Source organism: Tolumonas lignilytica (genome assembly GCF_000527035.1).
Lineage (GTDB): Bacteria > Pseudomonadota > Gammaproteobacteria > Enterobacterales > Aeromonadaceae > Tolumonas > Tolumonas lignilytica.
The window spans coordinates 1,310,061-1,330,730 of sequence record NZ_AZUK01000001.1; the positions used below are offsets into that span (position 1 = coordinate 1,310,061).

Consider the following 20,670-nt stretch of genomic DNA (forward strand, 5'->3'; position numbering starts at 1 on the left):
GATTATTCGCCGCAGGCTCGGCGGCGAGGTGTCAGTTGTTCTATATAGTGAAGCAGTTCATTGACCGATAATGGCTTGCTGAAAAAATAGCCCTGGCTGAATTCACACTGATGTTCCAGCAAAAATTGTTGCAACACCTCGTCTTCGATACCTTCGACGACAACTTCACAACCCAGATTCTGTACGATCCTGAGGATACCCAGCAACATTTGGGTATCCTTATGTTCATGGGGAACATTCAGGACAAAACTGCGATCGATCTTGACTATGTCAATCGGGAATTTACGTAAATAGTTAAAGGATGAGTATCCTGTACCAAAATCATCAATGGCGATCCGACATCCGGCCTCTCTCAGTGCATTCAGACGCAGCATAGGCTGACTCTGAGCATCCATCAATAATGATTCCGTGACCTCAAAGATCACTTTTTCTGGCGTTATATTGTGCTGGCGGATCACATCCAGCCATGAGCTTGCCTGCTCGTCCAATTGTAAAAATTCGATCGTGGAGCGATTAATACTAATGTCGAGCCATTCAAATCCGGCTTGATGTAATGCAGCGAGATCAGCACACGCCCGTGCGAGTACTTTCTCACCGAGTAAACCAATCAGCCCGGTTTCTTCTGCCAACGGAATAAACTGATCGGGCGGGATCTCACCCAATTCAGGATGGGTCCAGCGGACCAATGCTTCCACTTTGCCGACACGTTGCAACTGGTTATCCCAAATAGGCTGGTAGGCGACCCACAGCCTATTGGTGTTGAGAGCTTCCTGCAGATCCTGCTGTAGTCGTTGCCGATAAGAGAGCTCTTTACGCACCCCAGCCGAAAAAGCCAGCATCGGCAGATGGCGATTGCGCGCTATAAATAATGCCTGTTCCGCTCGACGCCACAATGCACCAGGGCTACGGGCATCCAACGGCCATAATGCCCCGCCCAGCGTACCCGAGATAGTGATCTCGCCACTGCCATTCACGAAAGGGCGTGATACTTCAGCAAACACCGCTTCTGCCAAACGCTGAGCCGCTTCGGGCTGATCCATGCCCGGGATCAAGAGCGCAAAATCATCACCACCTACGCGAGCAACCAGCCCTTTGGGCCCCAGTAAGCGTTGTAATCTTAATGCCAGACGCTGCAGCATCCGGTCACCGGTTTGATGGTCGTATTGATTATTGATCTGGCGAAAATAATCCAAATCGAGTGTCAGTAAGGTAAAGGGTTTGCTGCCTCGGCAAAGCTGACGCAACTGATTATCGAAAGAAACGCGATGCAATAAACCGGTTAAGGGATCGATTTGTTCATCATCTTGCGAGGTTGTGGTTTGTACGGAGAACACTCCCAGGATCTGCGTATCCCCATTCTGGGTGACCGACTGACGCAACAGGAGTTGATAAGGAAGCCAGCCTTGGGTTTTATGTTGTAACCACAAAGCCCCCTGCCAACGCCCTGTTTTTATTAATGCAGGTAACACCCAATCCCAGTTGACCTGCAACATGGCTCGCAATTGCGTGCGACGTAACTGCAGCAATTCGGTGTGGCTGAAACCACTTTGACGGCAAAAAGCAGGATTCGCCTGCAATAGAAATCCATGTCGATTCAGCAAAACCACACCATCGTCCAGTTCTTGGAATAGGAGTTGACCGATGTGAGAAAGCTGGCGTTCGTCACTGCGGGATCTTAGGGCGACGCACAATGCATGCTGTAATTCGCGATATCCATTCACCAGCATACGCAATCCACTGCGTAACATTATTTGACCTTTTCAGTAGCGACGTTTAGAAAATGGCTCATACAAATTCAAATTCCGAGCCAGTTTATGCAGGTATGCGCGCCAAAATAATATTCATATTGCTGGAAAACAATATAAATAGAACAGGGAGATTGAATCTCCCTGTTTTTACTGTAAGCCTACAAAAAACTATCATACTTTGGCTACCATAACTTATTGATTTTCATACAGTGGCCTTATTGTATGTAGAGCAAAAGTATCACACTTTTATCTATACGCATCCCAATCAGCGCAGATCAGCAGACAAAAAAGAATCATACTTTATTTTTTTATATAATACTTTCAATTAGTTGCGCAGCAAGCAATTCATTTCTAAATACAAATTCATACCTATCAATCCATCTAAGTACAATTTGATTATTTTGATATCATGACAGTGATAATTCGTGAGTAGAACCAATCTTCACTTGTATCACTAACTATGACCTCAAGTTTATCAATTCATTCGGAGTTTTCTGATGGTCAGTAATGAAGAATTACTTGCTTTGAAGGCAGAAAATCAACGTTTGATTGATTTATTAGAATTGCACGGTATCGAATGGAGATTATCTAATTCACAACAATCTCTCGAACAACCTAGCTTTCAGCCTACTACCCAATTATCCCCTTCACAAAAAGTAGCATTATTTCGTTCTTTATTCCGTGGCCGAATCGATGTTTATCCGATTCGATGGGAAAGTCATTCTACCGGTAAATCTGGTTATACACCTGCATGTAAAAATGAATGGAGAGCGGGTGTCTGTGAAAAACCAAAAGTAAAATGTTCCGAATGCAGTAATAGACAGCTATCGCCAGTAACCGATGAAGTTATCTACGATCATTTAGCCGGTAAACATACAGTGGGGATATACCCATTATTAACCAATGATTGCTGTTATTTTTTAGCTGTAGATTTTGATGACGAACAGTGGTCTGAAGATGCCACAGCTTTTCTAGTTTCCTGTGATGATTTAGGGGTTAGCGCTTACCTTGAAATTTCAAGATCAGGGAGTGGTGCTCATATATGGATATTCTTCGACAAAGCTGTAACAGCAAGAGATGCACGCAGGTTAGGCTCTGCAATAATTTCATACACTTGTAATCGTACTCGGCAATTAACTCTCACATCTTATGATCGGTTATTTCCAAATCAGGATTCGATGCCTAAAGGTGGATTTGGTAATCTGATAGCTTTACCTCTACAGAAAAAGCCAAGAGAAAGTGGTTTTAGTCTGTTCGTCAATAAAGAACTACAACCTTATGAAGATCAGTGGGCATTTCTCGCAACTGTTTCCAAAATGCAGATTGAAGATATAGAACCAGTCATTTTGAGGGCGACGGGAGGTTCACATCCATTGGATGTCACCTTTATTGAGGAAGAAGATCTAAATACACCTTGGCAAAGTCCAACAACCATTCAGGGCAAACTGACAGAGACAATGCCCGCTTTTTTATCGGTTACATTGGCTAATCAACTGTATATTGAAAAAGTGGAATTGCCTCAATCATTATCCAATCGTTTAATTCGCTTAGCCGCATTTCAAAATCCAGAATTCTATAAAGCACAAGCAATGAGATTCCCTGTATGGGATAAGCCTCGCATCATTGGCTGTGCTGAAAATTTTCCGAAGTATTTGGCTTTACCAAGGGGATGTTTAGATGCCGTGCAATCGTTGTTTCAAGAAAATGGTATTCATTACGAGCTTGTTGATAAACGGGAGAATGGCAAAAAGATCTCTGCTCAATTTATTGGTCAATTACGATTGGATCAAGAAATAGCACTCGCGGAGCTGCTTCACCATGAAACCGGAGTTTTGTGTGCGCCTACCGCGTTTGGTAAAACAGTATTAGCTGCAAGTCTAATAGCTCAGAGATGTGTCAATACTCTGATTTTGGTACATAGAACGGAACTATTACAACAATGGAGACAACGACTAGAAACATTTCTGCAAACTGAGAAAGGCGATATTGGTATTCTTGGTGCTGGAAAAAAGAAATTGAGTGGCAAAATCGATATTGCTGTCGTGCAGTCTTTGTCTCGTGGTGGTGATGTAAATCCTGTTGTTGAAAATTACGGACAAATAATCGTTGATGAATGTCATCATCTTGGCGCTAGTTCATTTGAGTTGTTACTCAAGCGAGTAAAAGCGAAATATGTTCTGGGATTAACAGCAACGCCATTTCGACGAGATGGGTTGCAGCCGATAATTTTCATGCAATGTGGGCCAATTCGATATAAAGCAAGCGCACCACAGGGCGCTCCTCGTGATCTATCAGTCAATGTTTATACCCTTGAAACAAAGTTTGATTTACCAGCGGAAGCAGGAATACAGGATGTGCTTGGTCATTTGGCTAATGATCAAACTCGCATAGCCTTTATTGTTGATAAAATACGTTCTGCATATTCAAATGGGCGAAAACTTCTTGTGTTAACAGAAAGAACCGAACACCTGATGCAGATCCATAACGCTTTGGTTAACAATGTAAATGTACCGGAGTTATTTTTACTGCATGGTCGTATGTCAAAAAAACAGCGAGCAGAATTAGTTTCTTCCTTAAATGCTTTGAGTGATGAAAAGCCTAGAATTCTGCTTTCGACTGGGAAATTAGTTGGTGAAGGTTTTGACCATCCGGTACTAGATACCTTGGTATTAGCAATGCCCATTTCATGGCGTGGAAATCTCCAGCAATATGCAGGTCGTTTACACCGAGAACACGCTTTAAAAACTAACGTCCAGATAATCGACTTTGTTGATGCAACACATCCCATATTGCTAAAAATGTGGAATAAAAGAAGAATTGGTTATAAAGCAATGGGATATGAGCTAGTAAGTGATGAAGCTATCTGATGACAATGGCTTCAGTCGTGAATGGTCTTGGTATGATACTTACACGTCTACACGCCAGTGTCGGCTCAGCTCAGATAAAAAGATATCATTTAACCGCACAAATGGGTCATAGAACGTTGTTGTTAGTATTGATATTGATGTTGCAATATCTAGCTTATAACGCATAATTTATTCCTCTTTTTATCTTTTTTTCTATCGGCGAAAAAGATCCTGCCAGATGAGAACGAAACCAACGGCGGCGTTCTACACATCGAAACTCATTCAAAAAAAATCGATAAGAACATAAACCGAGGCGATGACCACAGCCACATGGACAGAGTAACTTGTTTGCAGATCTCTTACGAAGACCCAGTGCTTTCAGCACTAATAGTACTGATGCTTTACTCTTAACCCTGAACATCTCGGAATAGTCATCAATCAAGCCCTTTTCACCATGATCAAGTTCACCGTAGGGAAAGCTACCGAATTCGATTCTATGAGATACTGCGTATAGGAATCTAACAACTACCATCTCGAAAAAAGCAGTCAGCGATGAATTATCTTTTAGAACTGACTTAATTTTCAGGTCTGAGCCAAGACAAAATGATCCATCATAATAAATGTGAAAGTCCTGATTACGAGGAAAGTAACCAGCAATGTCATACACTACAGGTAAAGTCTTCGGATAATCACTTGGGCATACGATCCTCAGAGAAAAGGTTCGTTCAATAAACTGACTTCCAGCAAGTTGTGCTTTTAACTGATGCTCTCCTTGCAACTCAACCTTATCTGCATGGACATCTACTAATCTAATATTTGGATAGGCCGAGAGAAACGCCTCTAGGCCCATAGCCTTCCAGTGCTTCATCTATTTCTTTAACCATGGCTTTGGATCAGATGATTGAATTGCGAACGTCGGTTTAGCTGTCACAGCTGGAATACCTAAAATTCGCGCCACCGAATTTGAATCAAGCTTCAGACCCAAACCATTTTGTGCCGCATTTACAATTCGCTGTGTATCATCGTTTGAGCAAAGAGCACTAAAATCAGCTCTTGCTTGATACAGCCACTTATAAAAGTTTTCTTGTAATCGGTATTGAGCAGATTTTTCGTCATACCACTTGTCTGCGAAGTCTTCGGCTGGATTGACGGGATTCGGTATCAGTGGAACTTGAGCAGAAATGTGATCATCCATCTCGGAAAGCACCCTATTCAATGCTGAAGCCAAATCACTTTCACCTTTATATGATTTCGCAGCTAATGTGGTGATGATTACCGATATTGGCTTACTATCCTCATTATTCTTAAACATGGTGTCACGATGACGCTTCAGTAATTGAATAACCTGCTGCAATGGTGTCTTCCATTGATAATATGGCAGACTATCTATACTCGCTTTAAATCGCATTTCACGTTCATTTATTATTAAACGCGCCGTCTTCATGCGTGTTTCAAACCATCGCGCATATCCTTCAGGATTACTAATACGCCAGTTTTCATTTACAGCTGCATAAGTTGGATCTGTGTTGTCGGTAATCGAAACTGCAAGCTGAGACACGTTTTGAGCCAAGATTTCATCAAACTTAGAGTTCTCGACCATCCGCCTTTTCAAAAGGCCTCTTCCTGTATCACTTTCTGGCAAACAAGGGACTATATCCATATGAAAGCTCAGCCCATCAGCATACTCTAAGCGCCAACAACGTTTTTTCTCCGCCAGCTCTTCCTTAATGCCTCTGGCGTTTCGATAGAGAGCTAACTCATGACCGACTAGGTGCTTTAATTGCTTTTGAGTGATGGAACTTTTATCCAGGCCACGCCGAAGGTTGCACCCCATGTCTAGATCATACTGTTCTTCTGAATCGGGTCTAATCGCTGTACCTAGACGAAAGGAACCTTGAGAAAACACGTGGGGATCAAAATTCCCGCATGTTGATTCAGGGCGATGTAACCAATCACCTAGATCCTTATAGCGTTTTTCAGCCTTTTCATAAGCACTGTCTGGCAGCTCAATTTTTTCCAGAATAGTGTTTAGAACATCGTTACTGTTGGTATTACTCATGAAGATCCCCTTGAAGCTCGATTGCCATTACAAACTGTTGTGTTTTTATGTCGTGGTCATAAATAAGCCATGGCATATCAGCCTTAGGCATTCTCGCCCGTCCTAATTCGACGGCACACGATACTGGCATCACAGGAAAAATTTGCAGTGGCGTCACATCGCCGTGCGTATTTTTGATTTCAATAATCAGCTTTCTTATGCACTTTCTGAACAATGAGAGCTGCTGCTTTGACTGTATAAAATCATTGTGAGGCTGCTTGATAGTCACTTCCCAAATCGATATATCTGGCCCTATAACCTGGGTAATTCGCTCATGCGACACATTGTCACTCAAAGAAAGAACCAGGGCTGGTTTGCCATCCATATTTTGAGGTCTGTTGATGATGTACTCAAAATCATCTGAACAGTCTTGCCAAAACCAACCTTTAGGCTCTCGATGCAGCTGATAAGTCTCGACCTCAATTTTGTCGGTAAGCAAAGCGCCAAGTTTTATTAACAATGGTTGAGGGGCTAACGCGAACAACGAGAAATGCTTGCAAGATTCCTCTTCGATGATCGATGAGATTTTGCTTTGAAAACGTTTCGTTAGGTGTTGCGACTCTGCTTGCCAATATTGCTCAGAGTGATCTTTCAGCTCTGATACCATGGATAGGGTCACAGGCTTTTCAGTTGCCGGATACCAATTCGGAAACATTGCCTCGACACACCCGTGATAATTTATCGGTGATTTCTCGGCTCCTATATTGGCACCATACAGAACAACATTTGATTTACGATCAGGAGCAATGCCTGTGAGGATTTCTATGCGTTGCTCATGCTGCATTTTCCAACTAATTAAGAGATCGGCTGGATACCTATCTTCGCTGCCTTTCTGGTCAATTTTTTTGTGACAGTCATAGCACAGCAACATGAGGTTGCTGACGTCATTTAAACTGGTTGGCTTAGTTTTAAAGAGTCCCCAACCACGAGGCCCATTCTCCGAAAATGCGTAAATATGAGCATTTTGAGAGACATTGACCGATTCCTGCGTTACCGCTGATTTGTATAGCAATTTATTACACCCGCTAAACTGGCAACGAGCAGCGGCACGAGCCCAAAGTTCTCGCTCAACTTTACGGTCTATGGGTCTTGTGACTTTAGCGACCATTCAAAACTCCTATAGTTTGCCAATTAAAGGGAGTGAGCGAGGTGTTGTCGCATCACAGAGCAAATGGCTGACATAAGCACATCCAGCGATTAGTACCAGACTCCGAAGACACTTATCAATTGCCTCTTCCGGTTGCCACTCATACAAATGTTTGAGTCCAACACCTAATGCAGTTAGCACCAAGTGACTGTGGCAAAACTGGCGATGGTAAGGGTCACCCAGAGAGGATTCCAAAATATCTGGAAGCTTGCCAAAAAGAGATCCAACCGCAATGGCAGTTCCAGAATGATGACTGACAGCTTGTTTTTTGTTGTCCGCCAGGGCAACGGTTAAACCAACCGCTGCCCCGACGGCCAAATGGGTTTTACCATTAGCTAAACTATTTCTCCTTCCTGACGCCTTTAAAAGGCGTCTTATCGGATGTCTTTACATCCATGAATCGACCAGTTTCATCATCTCGCTTCACCCAATGTCCGCTTGGCGTTTGAGTCTGAGATCTGCCTTTAACAGCACCGTTTCTGTGTCCGTCACCGGATGGGGGATTTGTAGCCATAAGGCCTCCAATTCTGATTAAGTTAATCGCATTTACCAGATGTTAATAAAAAAGATCCGAAGGATCTGATCAAATAATAATCTTTAATTCTGATTAAAGCAAGCAGATTAACCAGAAACAAAAAAAACTACAGAATTGATCGGTAGACAAACTCTAACCCGCCTGACTCTGCCACTTCTTTTTGACCGAGAACAAGACCTGTAGCATGAAGCTTCTTCAATCGACCACTGGCATTCTGTGCTGAAATGTCAAAGTGCTTAGATACATGTGAAGAAGTCACTGTTTTTTTCGCAATAACAAAATCTAGAAGCTCTTTGACAGTCGCACTTAGCTTCACACCAAGCACTTCGTAACCGCTATCGCTCTTGACTAGAAGAGGCTGATCTTTAGCTGTAGCGCCATAAGACCAGTTATCCAGAAGATCCCGACTAGGAACATTAGAAATGTAAAAACCTTTTTCACCTTTCAATGCTTTAGCTAACGAGATTACACTTTCACGAGGAAATGAAGCATCAGTGAACCGAATCCCTTCCAAGCTAATAGCAAAAATATCGCATGATGGATGGCCATCAACGATCTTTTTAATCTTCACATAGGCTTCGCTACCTTCGTCGTTACCAAAGGCATGATCAGACCCTACGACTTCTGAAAGAAGAATTTTATGAGTTAACTGTTTCATCCGCTTAAGATGACACTATTTATCAGAAATTGTCAACATAGAAGTCAAAACAGATATGGGTTCCTGTTATAGGAACCAACCCTCTCTCCTCAGATACATTGATTAGTTGTCCTTTCGAGTACTCCAAAACCAATGAGAAGGTTAACTGCCTAATAATAATGATAACTTTCTCTTTGCTAGCATGTTCACGGCTACTCTTAAACCCGAGCCCCCGGCCTTTACCAAAGCGACTAACCTCACCAGATGTAAAAGCTTTTTGAACTAGCGCGATATCATTCTCGACAGTTTCCTCTGAAAACTGTGCGTACAACTTTGGATATTCGTTTTGTAACGTCGTCCTCAAGGTTGTGGCAATGCCTAAGCCAGAGTCAGATATAACAGTTTGAATATGCTTAGGTTTATTATACGGTCGATAAACTTGCAGACCAGCTAGTCCAGGTATTTTGGATTCACTGTGATCAGTTACGTTGCCTACAAGCTCTGAAAAAACAGTCTTAGCGGCTAAGGTATAGTTAGCTGAAGAATGCTCTACAAACCTGTCGCCCAAACGAATTATGAGTTCTTTGTTTTTAGATGGCAGGGCAATTTCCCCGAGTTCGACGAGCGTATCGCTGTTATCCCGATAGGTTTTAGCTGCTGACAAGAGCGGTCTATCAGGAAGGCACGTAGCACTTTGACTAAGATAGTCAAAAAAGCCATTTCTGCTGAAGAAACTGTGTGTGTTAGGACATGCTGTAGTATCTATCACCACATCCTTACCACTCACGATAAGCTGATTCGAGAGCGCGAGGAAACGTGCTAATGCTATCAGCAGAAATTTGCATTCAGCACCAAATCTGAATGTTACCTTGTTTATATCTTTCTGATAAGCAAGCTTACCGATAGCGACCTCAAAGGCTTTAGCATCAATCCAACCGGTAGCGAAGTCGATATTTACATGCTGAGTCCGAATCAGACACCATTCATGATTTGAGTTTTTGACAAACGTATCCTGATTTTTGTGAAGAAACGAGTTCACTTGAGACTTATCCAGCCCAAGTTCTTTTGCAATTTGACGTCCTTTCATTCCCGGAGAATGGTGCAACAAATCTGAGATAGCTCTTAGCAAACCGTTTCCTCCATTGATACCTAACAAAAAGACCTTCTATAACTGCCCACCAACACCTTTGAATTTTTCAACAAAAGCTGCAATTTTCTGGAAGACTATTTGTTTTAGTGTTCGATATTTTGGGTTAAGCGGACTAAGTTTTGGCAAAGCCTCATTCAGTGCAGTCCCATTTTCAGATGCATACTCTCGCTTTAATGATGAAGCAATATAACGCTTAGCTGCTTCTTCATTCAGTTTTTCAGAAGCAATGATGGCATCCGCTTCGCGCCTTTGCTCAGCCTGTGCGAATTTAAAAAATGCGTCAATAATGCTGGCTTTATCGTCGATTTCATCAAGGTTAGTTTGATTGATGAAATCAACAACTAGGCTCTCTTTAGCTCTATTACCAAGACTACCGCGTATCATGCGGCGTACTTCCTCGATCAACCCTTCTTTACTCTTGTTTTTCTTATTGTGATCAAAAATCAGCTCTAAAATGTAGTCGAGGTTAATTTCTTGTGATTTAAGCAAATCGACTTCAAAAACAATATCATCCCAGTCGACCGTTGTTTTATCTTTGTCTTTGCCTTCTTTTTCGCGACGAAGCCAATCACGGGTGTCGTTATAAGTTGAGCGATAATCTTGAATTGCGCGTTCGCTTGGCATATCAAGGGTTTTCATTTTAGCTATATCATCATCGCTCAGATAATACTTCGCTTTAAATTCTTCAACCGCTTGCTCATCACTGAGATCTAAGCTTTGTAATGCTTTTAACCCAGCAAACTCATCGTAGTTTTGCAGGATATTTTCTGCTTTTAAGTATTCACCAAAGAGCTTTGCAAATTCTTTTTTATCTTGTTCTTTTTCAATATTCTCTGGATTGGGGAAACGTTCTTGTAATTCTTTTACGATATCGACAAAACCTCTACGAGCTTGTCCTGTAACGATATCGGTAAAGCCTTCCATGTATTCTTTGTAGCTCTTTTCGAGCACGACATTTTTGGTGTTTTTATCACCGAACAAGGTGATGGCATCAATGGTCGCTTGTTCCAAATCACGGAAGGTAACAATGTTGCCAAAGGTTTTAGTCGCATCATAAATACGATTAGTACGAGAAAAAGCCTGCATCAAACCGTGATAGCGTAGGTTCTTATCAACAAACAAAGTATTTAACGTTGGTGCATCAAAGCCAGTTAAAAACATCCCGACAACAATTAGCAGATCTATTTCCTGATTTTTAACCCGTTGGGCTAGATCACGGTAATAGTTCTGAAAACCATTGCTGTCTACACCGTAATTTGATTTAAACATAGCGTTATAGTCAGCAATTGCTGCGCCCAGAAACTCTTTAGCGCTGCTATTCATTGCGCTTACTTCAAAACTCTCATCTAAAATATCACCAATAGCATCCTGTTCTTCGTTGGCAGCAAACGAAAATATGGTCGCTACGCGGGGGGGCTTACTTGTAGCGCCCTTTTCAGCTTCAGCCTGCAAGGTTTTGAAGGTTTCATAATAGGCTTTAGCTGCATCAACACTACTGACAGCAAGCATTGCGTTAAACCCTTTTGCGCCAGAATAGGCTCTATGGGTTTTCTGGTTGAAATTATTCAAGATGTACTGCGAGATTTCGCGAATACGCATCGGGTGTAAAAATGCTTGCTTGTTCTCAGCCGCGCTTAACTTTTTATCATCTTGTTCTGTTTCAATGCTCTTAAATTGAGGGCGAACATCGTTATAGTCCACTTTGAATTTAAGAACTTTTTCATCGCGGATGGCATCCGTAATAACATAGGTATGTAGTTGCTGACCAAACACGCTCCCTGTTGTTTCAGCACCGAGTGCATTCTCAGGGAAAATAGGCGTACCAGTGAAACCAAACTGATAGTACTTTTTAAATTTCTTTTTCAGGTTTTTCTGAGCCTCACCAAACTGACTACGGTGACACTCATCAAAAATAAATACGACTTGCTTGTTGTAGATAGGCAAATCGCTTTCACTTTTAATCAAGTTGTTGAGTTTTTGAATCGTGGTAACAACGATCTTGTTATCGTCTTTATCAAGATTACTTTTAAGGCCTGCGGTACTGTCTGAACCATTCACACTATCAGGAGAGAATCGCTGATACTCTTTCATGGTCTGATAGTCGAGATCTTTTCGGTCTACCACAAAGAAGACTTTATCAATACAGTCTAAATCGGTTGCTAAACGAGCGGCTTTGAAACTGGTAAGCGTTTTACCAGAACCCGTAGTATGCCAAATGTAACCACCACTTTCGGTATTGCTCCAGCTCTTGCTGTTAAAAGAACTTTTTATTTTCCATAAAATGCGTTCTGTAGCAGCGATCTGATAAGGACGCATCACCAACAAGGTATTGCTTACATCAAATACCGAATAACGCAAGATCACTTCAAGCAGGGTTTCTTTTTGAAAAAACGTCGCCGTAAAGTCTTTTAAATCTTTAATCAGCGTATTATCTGACTTTGCCCAGTTCATGGTGAAGTCAAAACTGTTTTTGTCACGTTTCGTGGTATTTGCAAAATAACGAGTATCTGTACCGTTCGATATCACGAAAAGCTGCAAGAACTTGTACAAAGAGTTTTCAGCGTTAAAACTTTCTTTACTGTAGCGATGGATTTGGTTGAATGCTTCGCGAATTGCAACACCACGTTTTTTCAGCTCAATTTGAACCAAAGGTAAGCCATTGACCAATATCGTCACATCGTAACGGTTTGCATGGCTGCCCGTTTGTTCGAATTGCTTAATGACCTGCACTTTATTACGAGCAATGATTTTCTTATCAAATAAATAAATATTTTCAATATGACCGTCATCAAAAACAAAGTCGTATATGTAGTCGCTATGAACTTTACGTGTTTTATCAACAGCATTATCGCTTGGCGTATTTAAATACTGCTCCTGAAAACGCAGCCACTCAGTATCAGTAAACTCGATCTTATTAAGAGCTTGTAGCTGTTTACGCACATTCACTATCATCGCATCAGGTGTCGTTAGCGCGGGTAAATACTCATAGCCCTGGTTGCTTAGATCCTGAATCAGCTCACGTTCAAGGTCAGCTTCGCTTTGGTAGCCGTCAGTTATTTGGTCTTGCCGTGTATATTTATCTAAAACAATAAAGTTATTCGACTCTGCAATACTTTTATAGTTGGTCATTGTAACTCCTGTTTCTTGAAGCCATAAGTTCTAAACAAGTGATTTACTAAAGCGTCAAGATTTTCCTTATCTTTTTCTTCAATATCTGTAATTTCTTCCCCTGCATGAGCAGAGTGGCTGGCCAAGTTAAGAATTCTATTTGAAAAGGGGTCAGGAGAGCCATCAGTAGTCTTTTCCAGAAGTTCTTCCCAACGCTGATGACCAAGGAATGTAGCGGTTTTTTCTAAGATATTTCTCATGAATGAAAAGTGATACTTTCTAACTTGCTTATTTTTAATAGCTTCGCGTATTTCAGACAATAAGAATAAGTGGTAAGAAAAAGGGTGATCATTTGAACTGAACAGTTCGAAAGTGTCGGCAGTATTTTTTACAAGCCTATGCTTTTCTGATTGATCTCGTTTATACAGCCAAGTTGGGCTTTTACCTTCTACTGGATTTTTAAGGTCGTTATTTAACTCATTATGCAAAACATTATAAAACAATGGACTATGAGTCGTGATGACGAATCTTAGACCTCGCCCATCAAAGTAATAGCTTCTTTTGATTAAGTCAGCTAAATCAACAGCCAAATCAATAAGGTGGGTATCATCCAATGAACTCACTGGATCATCTATAAATACGTATTCTAATGCATCAAACTTATCTGTAATTCTATTTGTGGCATCTGGCTCATTAAGGGTCGAAATGACTTGTTGTAAAAGAGTGTACATAACACTCCAAACAAAGTTGCTTTCTTCACCTTTTGAAATTTTTATTACTTCGTATTTACCCTGAACTACATTTTCAACACCGTCAGTCGCGTCAATAGCAGCCTCATAATTAACTGGCTCATTTGAGGCCACTTGGAAAGTAATCTCAGAAAACGCAGGTATAGTTACTTCATTTCCATCAATTTTAGTTATGTATTTTTCATTAAATATTGGGGTGGCTTTGCTGCGCGTATAACGTTGAAAGTTTGTAGCGATGTTGCCATCTTCGCCTAACTCTTTTAACAAATCTATCAACCAACCCGTAAAAGTATTTGGTTGTATTTTTAACTTTGGCCTTGAATCTTCTTTTAAATCGTTATCCCAATAAAACAGGTCTTCCGTAAACGCGTTGTAGTATAGAAACTTATCGCGTGATTTCTCAACGTCCCCGTCAGTTTCATCGTCTTGTGTAGAAGGAACTATTTCCTCCTTAAAGGCTCGTGACAAACGCGTTTTGCCTGTGCCATTAAAGGCATAAATCAAATGTACCTTTTTATTCTTGCTCTTTAAGTATTTAGCAATGTCCTTTAGTTTCTTGCCCATATTAAGCTGCCGCCTCTTCAGGTTTAGGGAAGCCTAATAACAGGTCACGATAATACTCGTATTGCTTTTGACGAAGCTCAATTTCTCGTGGAAAACCCTCTTTAATTGAACAGGTCAAAGCATCAAACTTATCTAATATAGCCACGATGCGTTTTTTTTCTTTTGAAGATGGATTTGGAATTTTGATACTTTCCAAGTTCTTTTTATTCAACTTCGGTTGGGCTGCGCCGGAAATATAAGGAGTTAAATCGATACCATTCAGATAGTATTCAACGTACTTTCTCTCTGCGTAAGTTTCAAACTTAAGCACATGAGCATGATTGTTTACCCATGTTTTACCACTGATACTAAACGCTATAGGCGTATTACGGGCTAATAAATTTGCACCATCTTCAGAGATCAATAAGTAATCACCGTCAAAAATGTAATCCTTAACATAATCGACAATACCAGATGCTCCATAGTATGGAATATCGCCTGCTTCTCTCAGCCCACTTGTTATAGGTTTACGCTTCGAGTCCAGATTTTCTGCAATCTTTCCCAACGTTTTCCACTCAACTTCACTTTTTTCAAAATTCAACAACTGCTCGCGGTAGTAGTTGTACTGTTTCTTCCGCATGTTAAGCTCGGCGGTCAGCTCGGCGGTCAGCTCGGTAAATGCGTCCAGAATGCGCACGATTTCTGCTTGTATTGCCAGTGATTTTTCTGGGTTATTTGGGCATGGGATGGGGATTTTGAACTCTTTAACCTTTGCATCAGAAATAGCAGGATATGCGGAACCACTCTGATTCTCTTCAAGGTATTTTTTAAATTCACCAGAAGAAATCAAATGCAAAATCCATTTAGGTAGAACCACTTCTTTATTTACTCGCAATACACAATATCCAGTACTTGCTACTGCTCCGTTGTATTCTTCATCAATTAGGCAATACCGCATTTGTGTAGGACGAGTGGTTGCAAATAGCACATCATCTTTCTTTACGAGTTTTTGTGCACGACTTGGCGCATTGCTAGATGTTACTTCTGATGTTTCCATTATAGTTTTTGTGTCAATGCTTACAGAAGTTAGATCAATATATTGATAACCCCTTGTTGCTTCCTGCCACTTTATATTATTAGTGTTTTTAGTAACGTCACTGATTGGCCACCAAACCACCTCAACCCCATCGAGCAATTTCTCCAAAAAATTCAAATTACTCATACTCCTAACTCCTCACCTTCAATCTCCGCCACAATGGCATCAATATCCCTGCGAAGCAGGTCGATTTTAGCAACGGTAGTTTTAATCTCGGCATTGAGTTCAGCAATATCTACTAATTCACGGTTGTCTTTGGCTTCAATATAACTGCTCACCGATAGGTTGTAATCATTAGCGGCAACCATATCCAATTCAACGGACTTGGCAAAATGAACTACGTTCTCTTTGCTGGCAAACACGTTCATGATGTTTTCGATGTGTTGGTCAGTCAGCACGTTATTATTGGTTTCTTTTTTAAACAGGCCGCTGGCATCAATAAACTGAGTGGTCGTATCAGTTTTATGTTTAGATAGCACTAAAATATTGACGGAAATGGTCGTACCGAAAAAAAGATTCGGTGCAAGTGAAATCACAGTTTCTACATAGTTGTTATCAACGAGGTACTGCCGAATTTTTTGCTCTGCGCCACCACGATAGAAAATGCCTGGGAAGCAAACAATCGCCGCTCGGCCTTTGCTTGATAAGTAACTAAGTGCATGGAGAACAAACGCAAAATCGGCTTTTGATTTAGGGGCTAGTACGCCCGCAGGAGCAAAGCGATCATCGTTGATCAGCGTTGGATCATCGCTACCAATCCATTTCACGGAATATGGCGGATTAGAGACAATCGCATCAAACGGTTTGTCATCCAGAAAATGAGGTTCGGTTAAGGTATCACCCAACTGAATATTAAACTTGTCGTAGTTAATGTTGTGCAAAAACATGTTCATACGCGCCAAGTTATAAGTGGTGTGGTTTAGCTCTTGACCATAGAAGCCATCATCAATGATGTGCGCATCGAAGTGTTTTTTTGCTTGCAAAAGCAATGACCCAGAGCCGCAAGCTGGATCATATATTTTATTCACACTGGTTTGACCATGCATGGCGAGCTGAGCAATCAGCTTTGAGACGTGCTGAGGGGTGAAAAACTCACCACCAGATTTACCCGCATTCGCTGCGTAGTTTGAAATTAAGAACTCGTAGGCATCACCAAATAAATCGATTTGGTTATCTTCAAAATTGCCAAAAGATAACCCTGCGACACCTTTTAATACGGCTGCAAGACGCTTGTTTTTTGCTTCTACCGTATTACCAAGGCGGTTACTGGTTGTGTCAAAATCGGCGAACAAGCCTTTGATGTCTTTTTCTGAATCATAACCATTGGCCGAATTTTCAATTGCTGCAAAAATGGCAGCCAGATCGGTGTTTAAATTTTCGTTCTTATGCGCATTTGCAGCCACATTGCTAAACAGTTGGCTTGGATAGATAAAATAGCCTTTCGTTCTAATGGCATCTTCTTTAGCTAATGCGATGTCTTCATTGTTGTCATCCATAGCTGCATAGTTAATGCTTTCGTCACCACCGCTGATGTAATTGATAAAGTTTTCACTGATAAAGCGGTAGAACAAAGTGCCGAGAACATATTGTTTGAAATCCCAGCCATCGACTGAGCCTCGTACATCGTTCGCGATTGCCCATATTTGACGCTGAAGCTCGGCACGTTGTTGTAAACTTGTCATTTGTTAATCCCTGATTTTAATCCGTTGATACGTCTTAATTCGTTAATATTGTACCGATTGAAGTGCTTGGGCCAAGCGGAGCCGTCATCATTCTTGCGGTTCTAAGCTTCAAACGTTCATAAAAACTTCAACCACACATTTAAAGACTCTTGATTAGAGTAGCCGCACGAGATACCCAAGATTCCAAAGCATCGTTCTCATTTTCGACATTACTATCTGGATGACCAAGATAAGCACATTTAATCGTATGTTTTGAGTTGTATTTCCTTTTCCAGCTCATCGCATTTAGTCCATCATCAAGATAGCAAGTCATTAGCTCATCTAGAATATTTTGATATGTGGCTGTCTCATCATTTGCTCGGAAAAAAAATGTAGAAAGGCTTTCATACTCTTGCTGCTCTTTTTTGGTCTTTCGTATTGTAAGTTCAATTTCAAGAATCTGTATTGTTGTAGAGTCGTCTCGCTCAAGAACAACATGGCAATACCGTCTAGGACGCCCATCGATCAAATGTAAACTCCGACATTGTTTTTGTGGCACATCACCAAGTTGAAATTGAATGCTCCAACCTTTATCTGCTTCAAGCTTCTGAAGCATTTTTTGAAAAAATAGTATTTTTTCGGGAGCACTGATTAAATCTGGGGGATCGAAATTATCGACATCCGCACGAACACCGACACCGTGGTCAGATCTCTCTAGTAGGCTAGCCAGCTCTTCTGCTGGTTGTTCTTCAAGTTCATCTAAATTAGGTTGTATTCCTGACGGTAATCCTTTGATATGACGAGGACTTCTTCTCATGTCAGGATCAATGTCAAAATTAAAGCCAGTGCTATTAACTTTGATGAAATGTCTTCTTTTATGCGATGCAGAACTTCCAGAACTTGTAAGTGCTTTAATATGAACAGGTGATTGCTGAAGACCTGAATTATTCTTACCTTCAACATCATTTTGTAGAGAAATATCATCATCTGGATGTGAAAAGTAGACAGTTTCAAGCGCAGGCGCACATACACCAGAAATAGAACGGATTTCACGGACAAAAATCTGATTTTTCTCTAAATCAGTTCCAGTAAAACCAGCATAGTTGATGATGCAACTACTAATATCAGGCGGTAGAAAATCGAAAGACCATCTTTTCGTACCATCAATAGCGATTGAGGGACGATTGAGTAGAGAAAAAATAGAATTAAAACTTTGTTCAGCGTCAGGAACAAAAAACAACCAAGTAAAAAACTTTCTGAATTGAAGACTGTTTAAATATCGTGCAGGCAGGTTCTCTGATAATTCAATTTCTCCGATCCAATCTGTGTGGGTTGCCTTACCTAATTGCAGAATATTTCCCTGGTAAACAGCAGCTCTCGTCACTTCTGACGAATGGAAAAATAATATACGAGCAAGTTCACTAGATGGAATCCAATAAGTCTTACCTCCATCTTTAATTTTATAAATGACACAGTTTTCTAATTGGTCATAAAACTTGTTAGCCCTATGCAATGTTTTTGGCAGATCGCGGAAGTGACATTTTTCCCATTCAGAAAGTTTAGGCAACTGGAATGAACCTGTGTATCCTTGAACTTTGTTATCTAGTAATTTTCTTGGAAAATGATTTCCTGCTACAAGAGTCGGCAAAAAATCGATAGGAAGAGCTTTCCGAAAATTACCCTGTTGATTATTGAAAAAATAGCAAACAACTTGCCAATCCTCACCCGGTTTTCTAAACCAGTCACCAAGCATGAGTAATTTGGAATCTTCTGGTATATTTTGAATTCCTATCTCATCCATTTCCTATGTCCGTTCCATTATTTCCCTTTGTTTTCTAATAGTTGTATCTCATTTTCAATTCTATTTGTGATTAATTCCTCACGAATATTGGCAATTCTGATCAATCGCCAACGCTTTACCTCTACATTTTTCTCGATGATAATTCTGTATGCGGTATTCAAACGAAGAATGATGTAATCATCTAGACACTCCGCATGTGAATCTAACCATTGTTTCGTTTGGGGAAGGTCAATGAGATGCTTTTGTATTGAATTGGCTCTTGGTAATTGCTTGACCAAATAACTCTGAGTTAATCGAGGACGCTCTTTTGATTGAACTAGTTCAGCATATATAGCTTCTAAATTGATTACATTTTTTGAATCCCAATCTTGATAATCTACCACTTTTCTTCGCATGGTAGATTTATCTTCCTTTGGGGAATTGAACATAAGCCAGTCACCATCGTTTCGATATAACCACGCATATACTCGACTTCCAGAAGACAAGGTGCGGATTTTTTTTACTCCCCAAGCTGGGTTATCTTCTATTAATTTATTCCATTCATCTCTGTGTGACTTAATTTGAACAGCAGGCATGTCTGTCGGTACAGTGATTTTGACCGGTTCAATACGTTCCGTTGGTAGTTTTGCCACCAGATCGAGAACCTCAGATAAAGTACGTTCCGGCATCAATACTGATGTGACCATTAAATGTCGGATAGGATGAAATGACTTTCTGTGCTTTCGGAATAAATTAGTTATCCAATCATTGCTATTATCTTCGTCTAAATAGACGTTAAATCGAGAATTGCCCCATTTTTTCCTTAAAAACAAATTGATATCGTGATGCTGCACCCTGTTTTTATGCACAAAGCCGAGATCTTTGGCAAGACTTTGATAAAACAATGACCAACGATTAGGCCCAAACCCTTGAAGAATAGGGTTCATTAATAATTGCTCGTGAAACTCAATTAATCTGCGTTCATCTTTATTCACTTCGATGGCTTGAGCTGTACATGGCTGACATTCCTTTATCGCAGAATGAAAATGATGTTTTTGCTTTGGATGAAAGTAAACGTTTGAATTTTCTAGCTTACAGTTGTGTTTAATACAAACATCAATACTCGGTAACTGATGTTTACGAAGCCAGTAACATTCACCTAGTATTCTTTTTTGTTCCTCCAAACATTTGGGGCAAAAACGAAAATAAGTCGGAGGCTGGATACTGCTTGCAACAAGCCCCATTCTTGTATGTATTTTGCCACCCTCTTTTGAAGCCATAGAGGATATTGTTTGCCTCACTTGCATTTCTGATAAAAACGGAAAATACAAAGGCGCTAAAGTAAATTCAGCAATCAGTTGATTGACGTTAGTCTTCCACACACGGCTAACATTCCGAGATAGATCCTGCAAATGACTGGGAATATCGGGTATAGCAACGGCGGTTCCAATACCAAAAATATCTCTAATAACAGCTTTTTGATTATCTGCTTGACCAGTATGCAAAGCATAGCGAGCTACACAACTATAGAGAAGTTCATCTTCATAAGGCACAGGAAAATAAGTCAGCATA

The 20,670-nt window shown here is 40.7% G+C and carries 14 protein-coding genes; 1 reads left to right on the forward strand and 13 read right to left on the reverse strand.

Annotated elements, in window-relative coordinates; genetic code table 11:
* Positions 1 to 2: 2 nt before the first annotated feature.
* Complete coding sequence (locus H027_RS0106240; RefSeq protein ID WP_024871628.1) at positions 3 to 1,748, reverse strand: putative bifunctional diguanylate cyclase/phosphodiesterase; 1,746 nt, start codon at positions 1,746 to 1,748, stop codon at positions 3 to 5.
* Positions 1,749 to 2,245: 497 nt separating this feature from the next.
* On the opposite strand from H027_RS0106240, the gene H027_RS0106245 reads away from it, so the two are divergent.
* Entirely contained in the window at positions 2,246 to 4,615 is a 2,370-nt protein-coding gene (locus tag H027_RS0106245; RefSeq protein WP_024871629.1) for a TOTE conflict system archaeo-eukaryotic primase domain-containing protein, read from the forward strand.
* A 154-nt stretch (positions 4,616 to 4,769) separates the two neighbouring features.
* On the opposite strand, the gene H027_RS0106250 is transcribed toward H027_RS0106245, so the two are convergent.
* The 12 genes from H027_RS0106250 to H027_RS0106310 form a co-directional block, all read right to left on the reverse strand.
* Positions 4,770 to 5,462: a hypothetical protein gene (locus H027_RS0106250; RefSeq protein WP_024871630.1), complete on the reverse strand. Its 693-nt coding sequence runs from the start codon at positions 5,460 to 5,462 to the stop codon at positions 4,770 to 4,772.
* Positions 5,463 to 6,653, reverse strand: a complete 1,191-nt coding sequence (locus H027_RS0106255) for a nucleotidyltransferase domain-containing protein (RefSeq protein WP_024871631.1) — start codon at positions 6,651 to 6,653, stop codon at positions 5,463 to 5,465.
* A complete protein-coding gene (locus H027_RS0106260) occupies positions 6,646 to 7,800 on the reverse strand; it encodes an HNH endonuclease (RefSeq protein ID WP_024871632.1) in 1,155 nt (384 codons plus the stop codon). Before H027_RS0106260 ends, H027_RS0106255 begins: the two co-directional genes overlap by 8 nt.
* A 9-nt stretch (positions 7,801 to 7,809) precedes the next feature.
* A complete protein-coding gene (locus H027_RS0106265) occupies positions 7,810 to 8,157 on the reverse strand; it encodes a metal-dependent hydrolase (RefSeq protein WP_024871633.1) in 348 nt (115 codons plus the stop codon).
* Between the two features lie 323 nt (positions 8,158 to 8,480).
* The gene (locus tag H027_RS0106275; protein WP_024871634.1) at positions 8,481 to 9,032 is read right to left on the reverse strand and encodes a MarR family transcriptional regulator; all 552 of its coding nucleotides are present in this window, start codon (positions 9,030 to 9,032) and stop codon (positions 8,481 to 8,483) included.
* 22 nt (positions 9,033 to 9,054) lie between these two features.
* Positions 9,055 to 10,167 carry an ATP-binding protein gene (locus H027_RS0106280; RefSeq protein WP_237657929.1) on the reverse strand — a complete coding sequence of 371 codons (1,113 nt, stop codon included), beginning with the start codon at positions 10,165 to 10,167 and terminating at the stop codon, positions 9,055 to 9,057.
* A 9-nt stretch (positions 10,168 to 10,176) separates the two neighbouring features.
* On the reverse strand, positions 10,177 to 13,290 hold the full coding sequence (locus tag H027_RS0106285; RefSeq protein ID WP_024871636.1) for an HsdR family type I site-specific deoxyribonuclease: 3,114 nt from the start codon (positions 13,288 to 13,290) through the stop codon (positions 10,177 to 10,179).
* Positions 13,287 to 14,582: an AAA family ATPase gene (locus H027_RS0106290; protein WP_024871637.1), complete on the reverse strand. Its 1,296-nt coding sequence runs from the start codon at positions 14,580 to 14,582 to the stop codon at positions 13,287 to 13,289. Before H027_RS0106290 ends, H027_RS0106285 begins: the two co-directional genes overlap by 4 nt.
* A gap of 1 nt (position 14,583) precedes the next feature.
* Positions 14,584 to 15,783, reverse strand: coding sequence for a restriction endonuclease subunit S (locus tag H027_RS0106295; protein ID WP_024871638.1), 1,200 nt, complete (start codon positions 15,781 to 15,783; stop codon positions 14,584 to 14,586).
* Complete coding sequence (locus H027_RS0106300) at positions 15,780 to 17,339, reverse strand: type I restriction-modification system subunit M (RefSeq protein WP_024871639.1); 1,560 nt, start codon at positions 17,337 to 17,339, stop codon at positions 15,780 to 15,782. The genes H027_RS0106295 and H027_RS0106300 overlap by 4 nt, the downstream gene beginning before the upstream one ends.
* A gap of 139 nt (positions 17,340 to 17,478) precedes the next feature.
* Positions 17,479 to 19,119 carry a hypothetical protein gene (locus tag H027_RS0106305; RefSeq protein ID WP_024871640.1) on the reverse strand — a complete coding sequence of 547 codons (1,641 nt, stop codon included), beginning with the start codon at positions 19,117 to 19,119 and terminating at the stop codon, positions 17,479 to 17,481.
* Positions 19,120 to 19,136: 17 nt separating this feature from the next.
* The gene (locus H027_RS0106310; protein WP_024871641.1) at positions 19,137 to 20,669 is read right to left on the reverse strand and encodes a TnsD family Tn7-like transposition protein; all 1,533 of its coding nucleotides are present in this window, start codon (positions 20,667 to 20,669) and stop codon (positions 19,137 to 19,139) included.
* Position 20,670 lies beyond the last annotated feature (1 nt).

What these genes read in the sequence shown, in the direction of transcription:
- H027_RS0106295 (WP_024871638.1), bottom strand. Translation starts at nt 15,783, where the DNA reads ATGAGTAATTTGAATTTTTTGGAGAAATTGCTCGATGGGGTTGAGGTG.
- H027_RS0106260 (WP_024871632.1), bottom strand. Translation starts at nt 7,800, where the DNA reads ATGGTCGCTAAAGTCACAAGACCCATAGACCGTAAAGTTGAGCGAGAA.
- H027_RS0106290 (WP_024871637.1), bottom strand. Translation starts at nt 14,582, where the DNA reads ATGGGCAAGAAACTAAAGGACATTGCTAAATACTTAAAGAGCAAGAAT.
- H027_RS0106305 (WP_024871640.1), bottom strand. Translation starts at nt 19,119, where the DNA reads ATGGATGAGATAGGAATTCAAAATATACCAGAAGATTCCAAATTACTC.
- H027_RS0106255 (WP_024871631.1), bottom strand. Translation starts at nt 6,653, where the DNA reads ATGAGTAATACCAACAGTAACGATGTTCTAAACACTATTCTGGAAAAA.
- H027_RS0106300 (WP_024871639.1), bottom strand. Translation starts at nt 17,339, where the DNA reads ATGACAAGTTTACAACAACGTGCCGAGCTTCAGCGTCAAATATGGGCA.
- H027_RS0106240 (WP_024871628.1), bottom strand. Translation starts at nt 1,748, where the DNA reads ATGTTACGCAGTGGATTGCGTATGCTGGTGAATGGATATCGCGAATTA.
- H027_RS0106310 (WP_024871641.1), bottom strand. Translation starts at nt 20,669, where the DNA reads ATGCTGACTTATTTTCCTGTGCCTTATGAAGATGAACTTCTCTATAGT.
- H027_RS0106285 (WP_024871636.1), bottom strand. Translation starts at nt 13,290, where the DNA reads ATGACCAACTATAAAAGTATTGCAGAGTCGAATAACTTTATTGTTTTA.
- H027_RS0106250 (WP_024871630.1), bottom strand. Translation starts at nt 5,462, where the DNA reads ATGAAGCACTGGAAGGCTATGGGCCTAGAGGCGTTTCTCTCGGCCTAT.
- H027_RS0106245 (WP_024871629.1), top strand. Translation starts at nt 2,246, where the DNA reads ATGGTCAGTAATGAAGAATTACTTGCTTTGAAGGCAGAAAATCAACGT.
- H027_RS0106275 (WP_024871634.1), bottom strand. Translation starts at nt 9,032, where the DNA reads ATGAAACAGTTAACTCATAAAATTCTTCTTTCAGAAGTCGTAGGGTCT.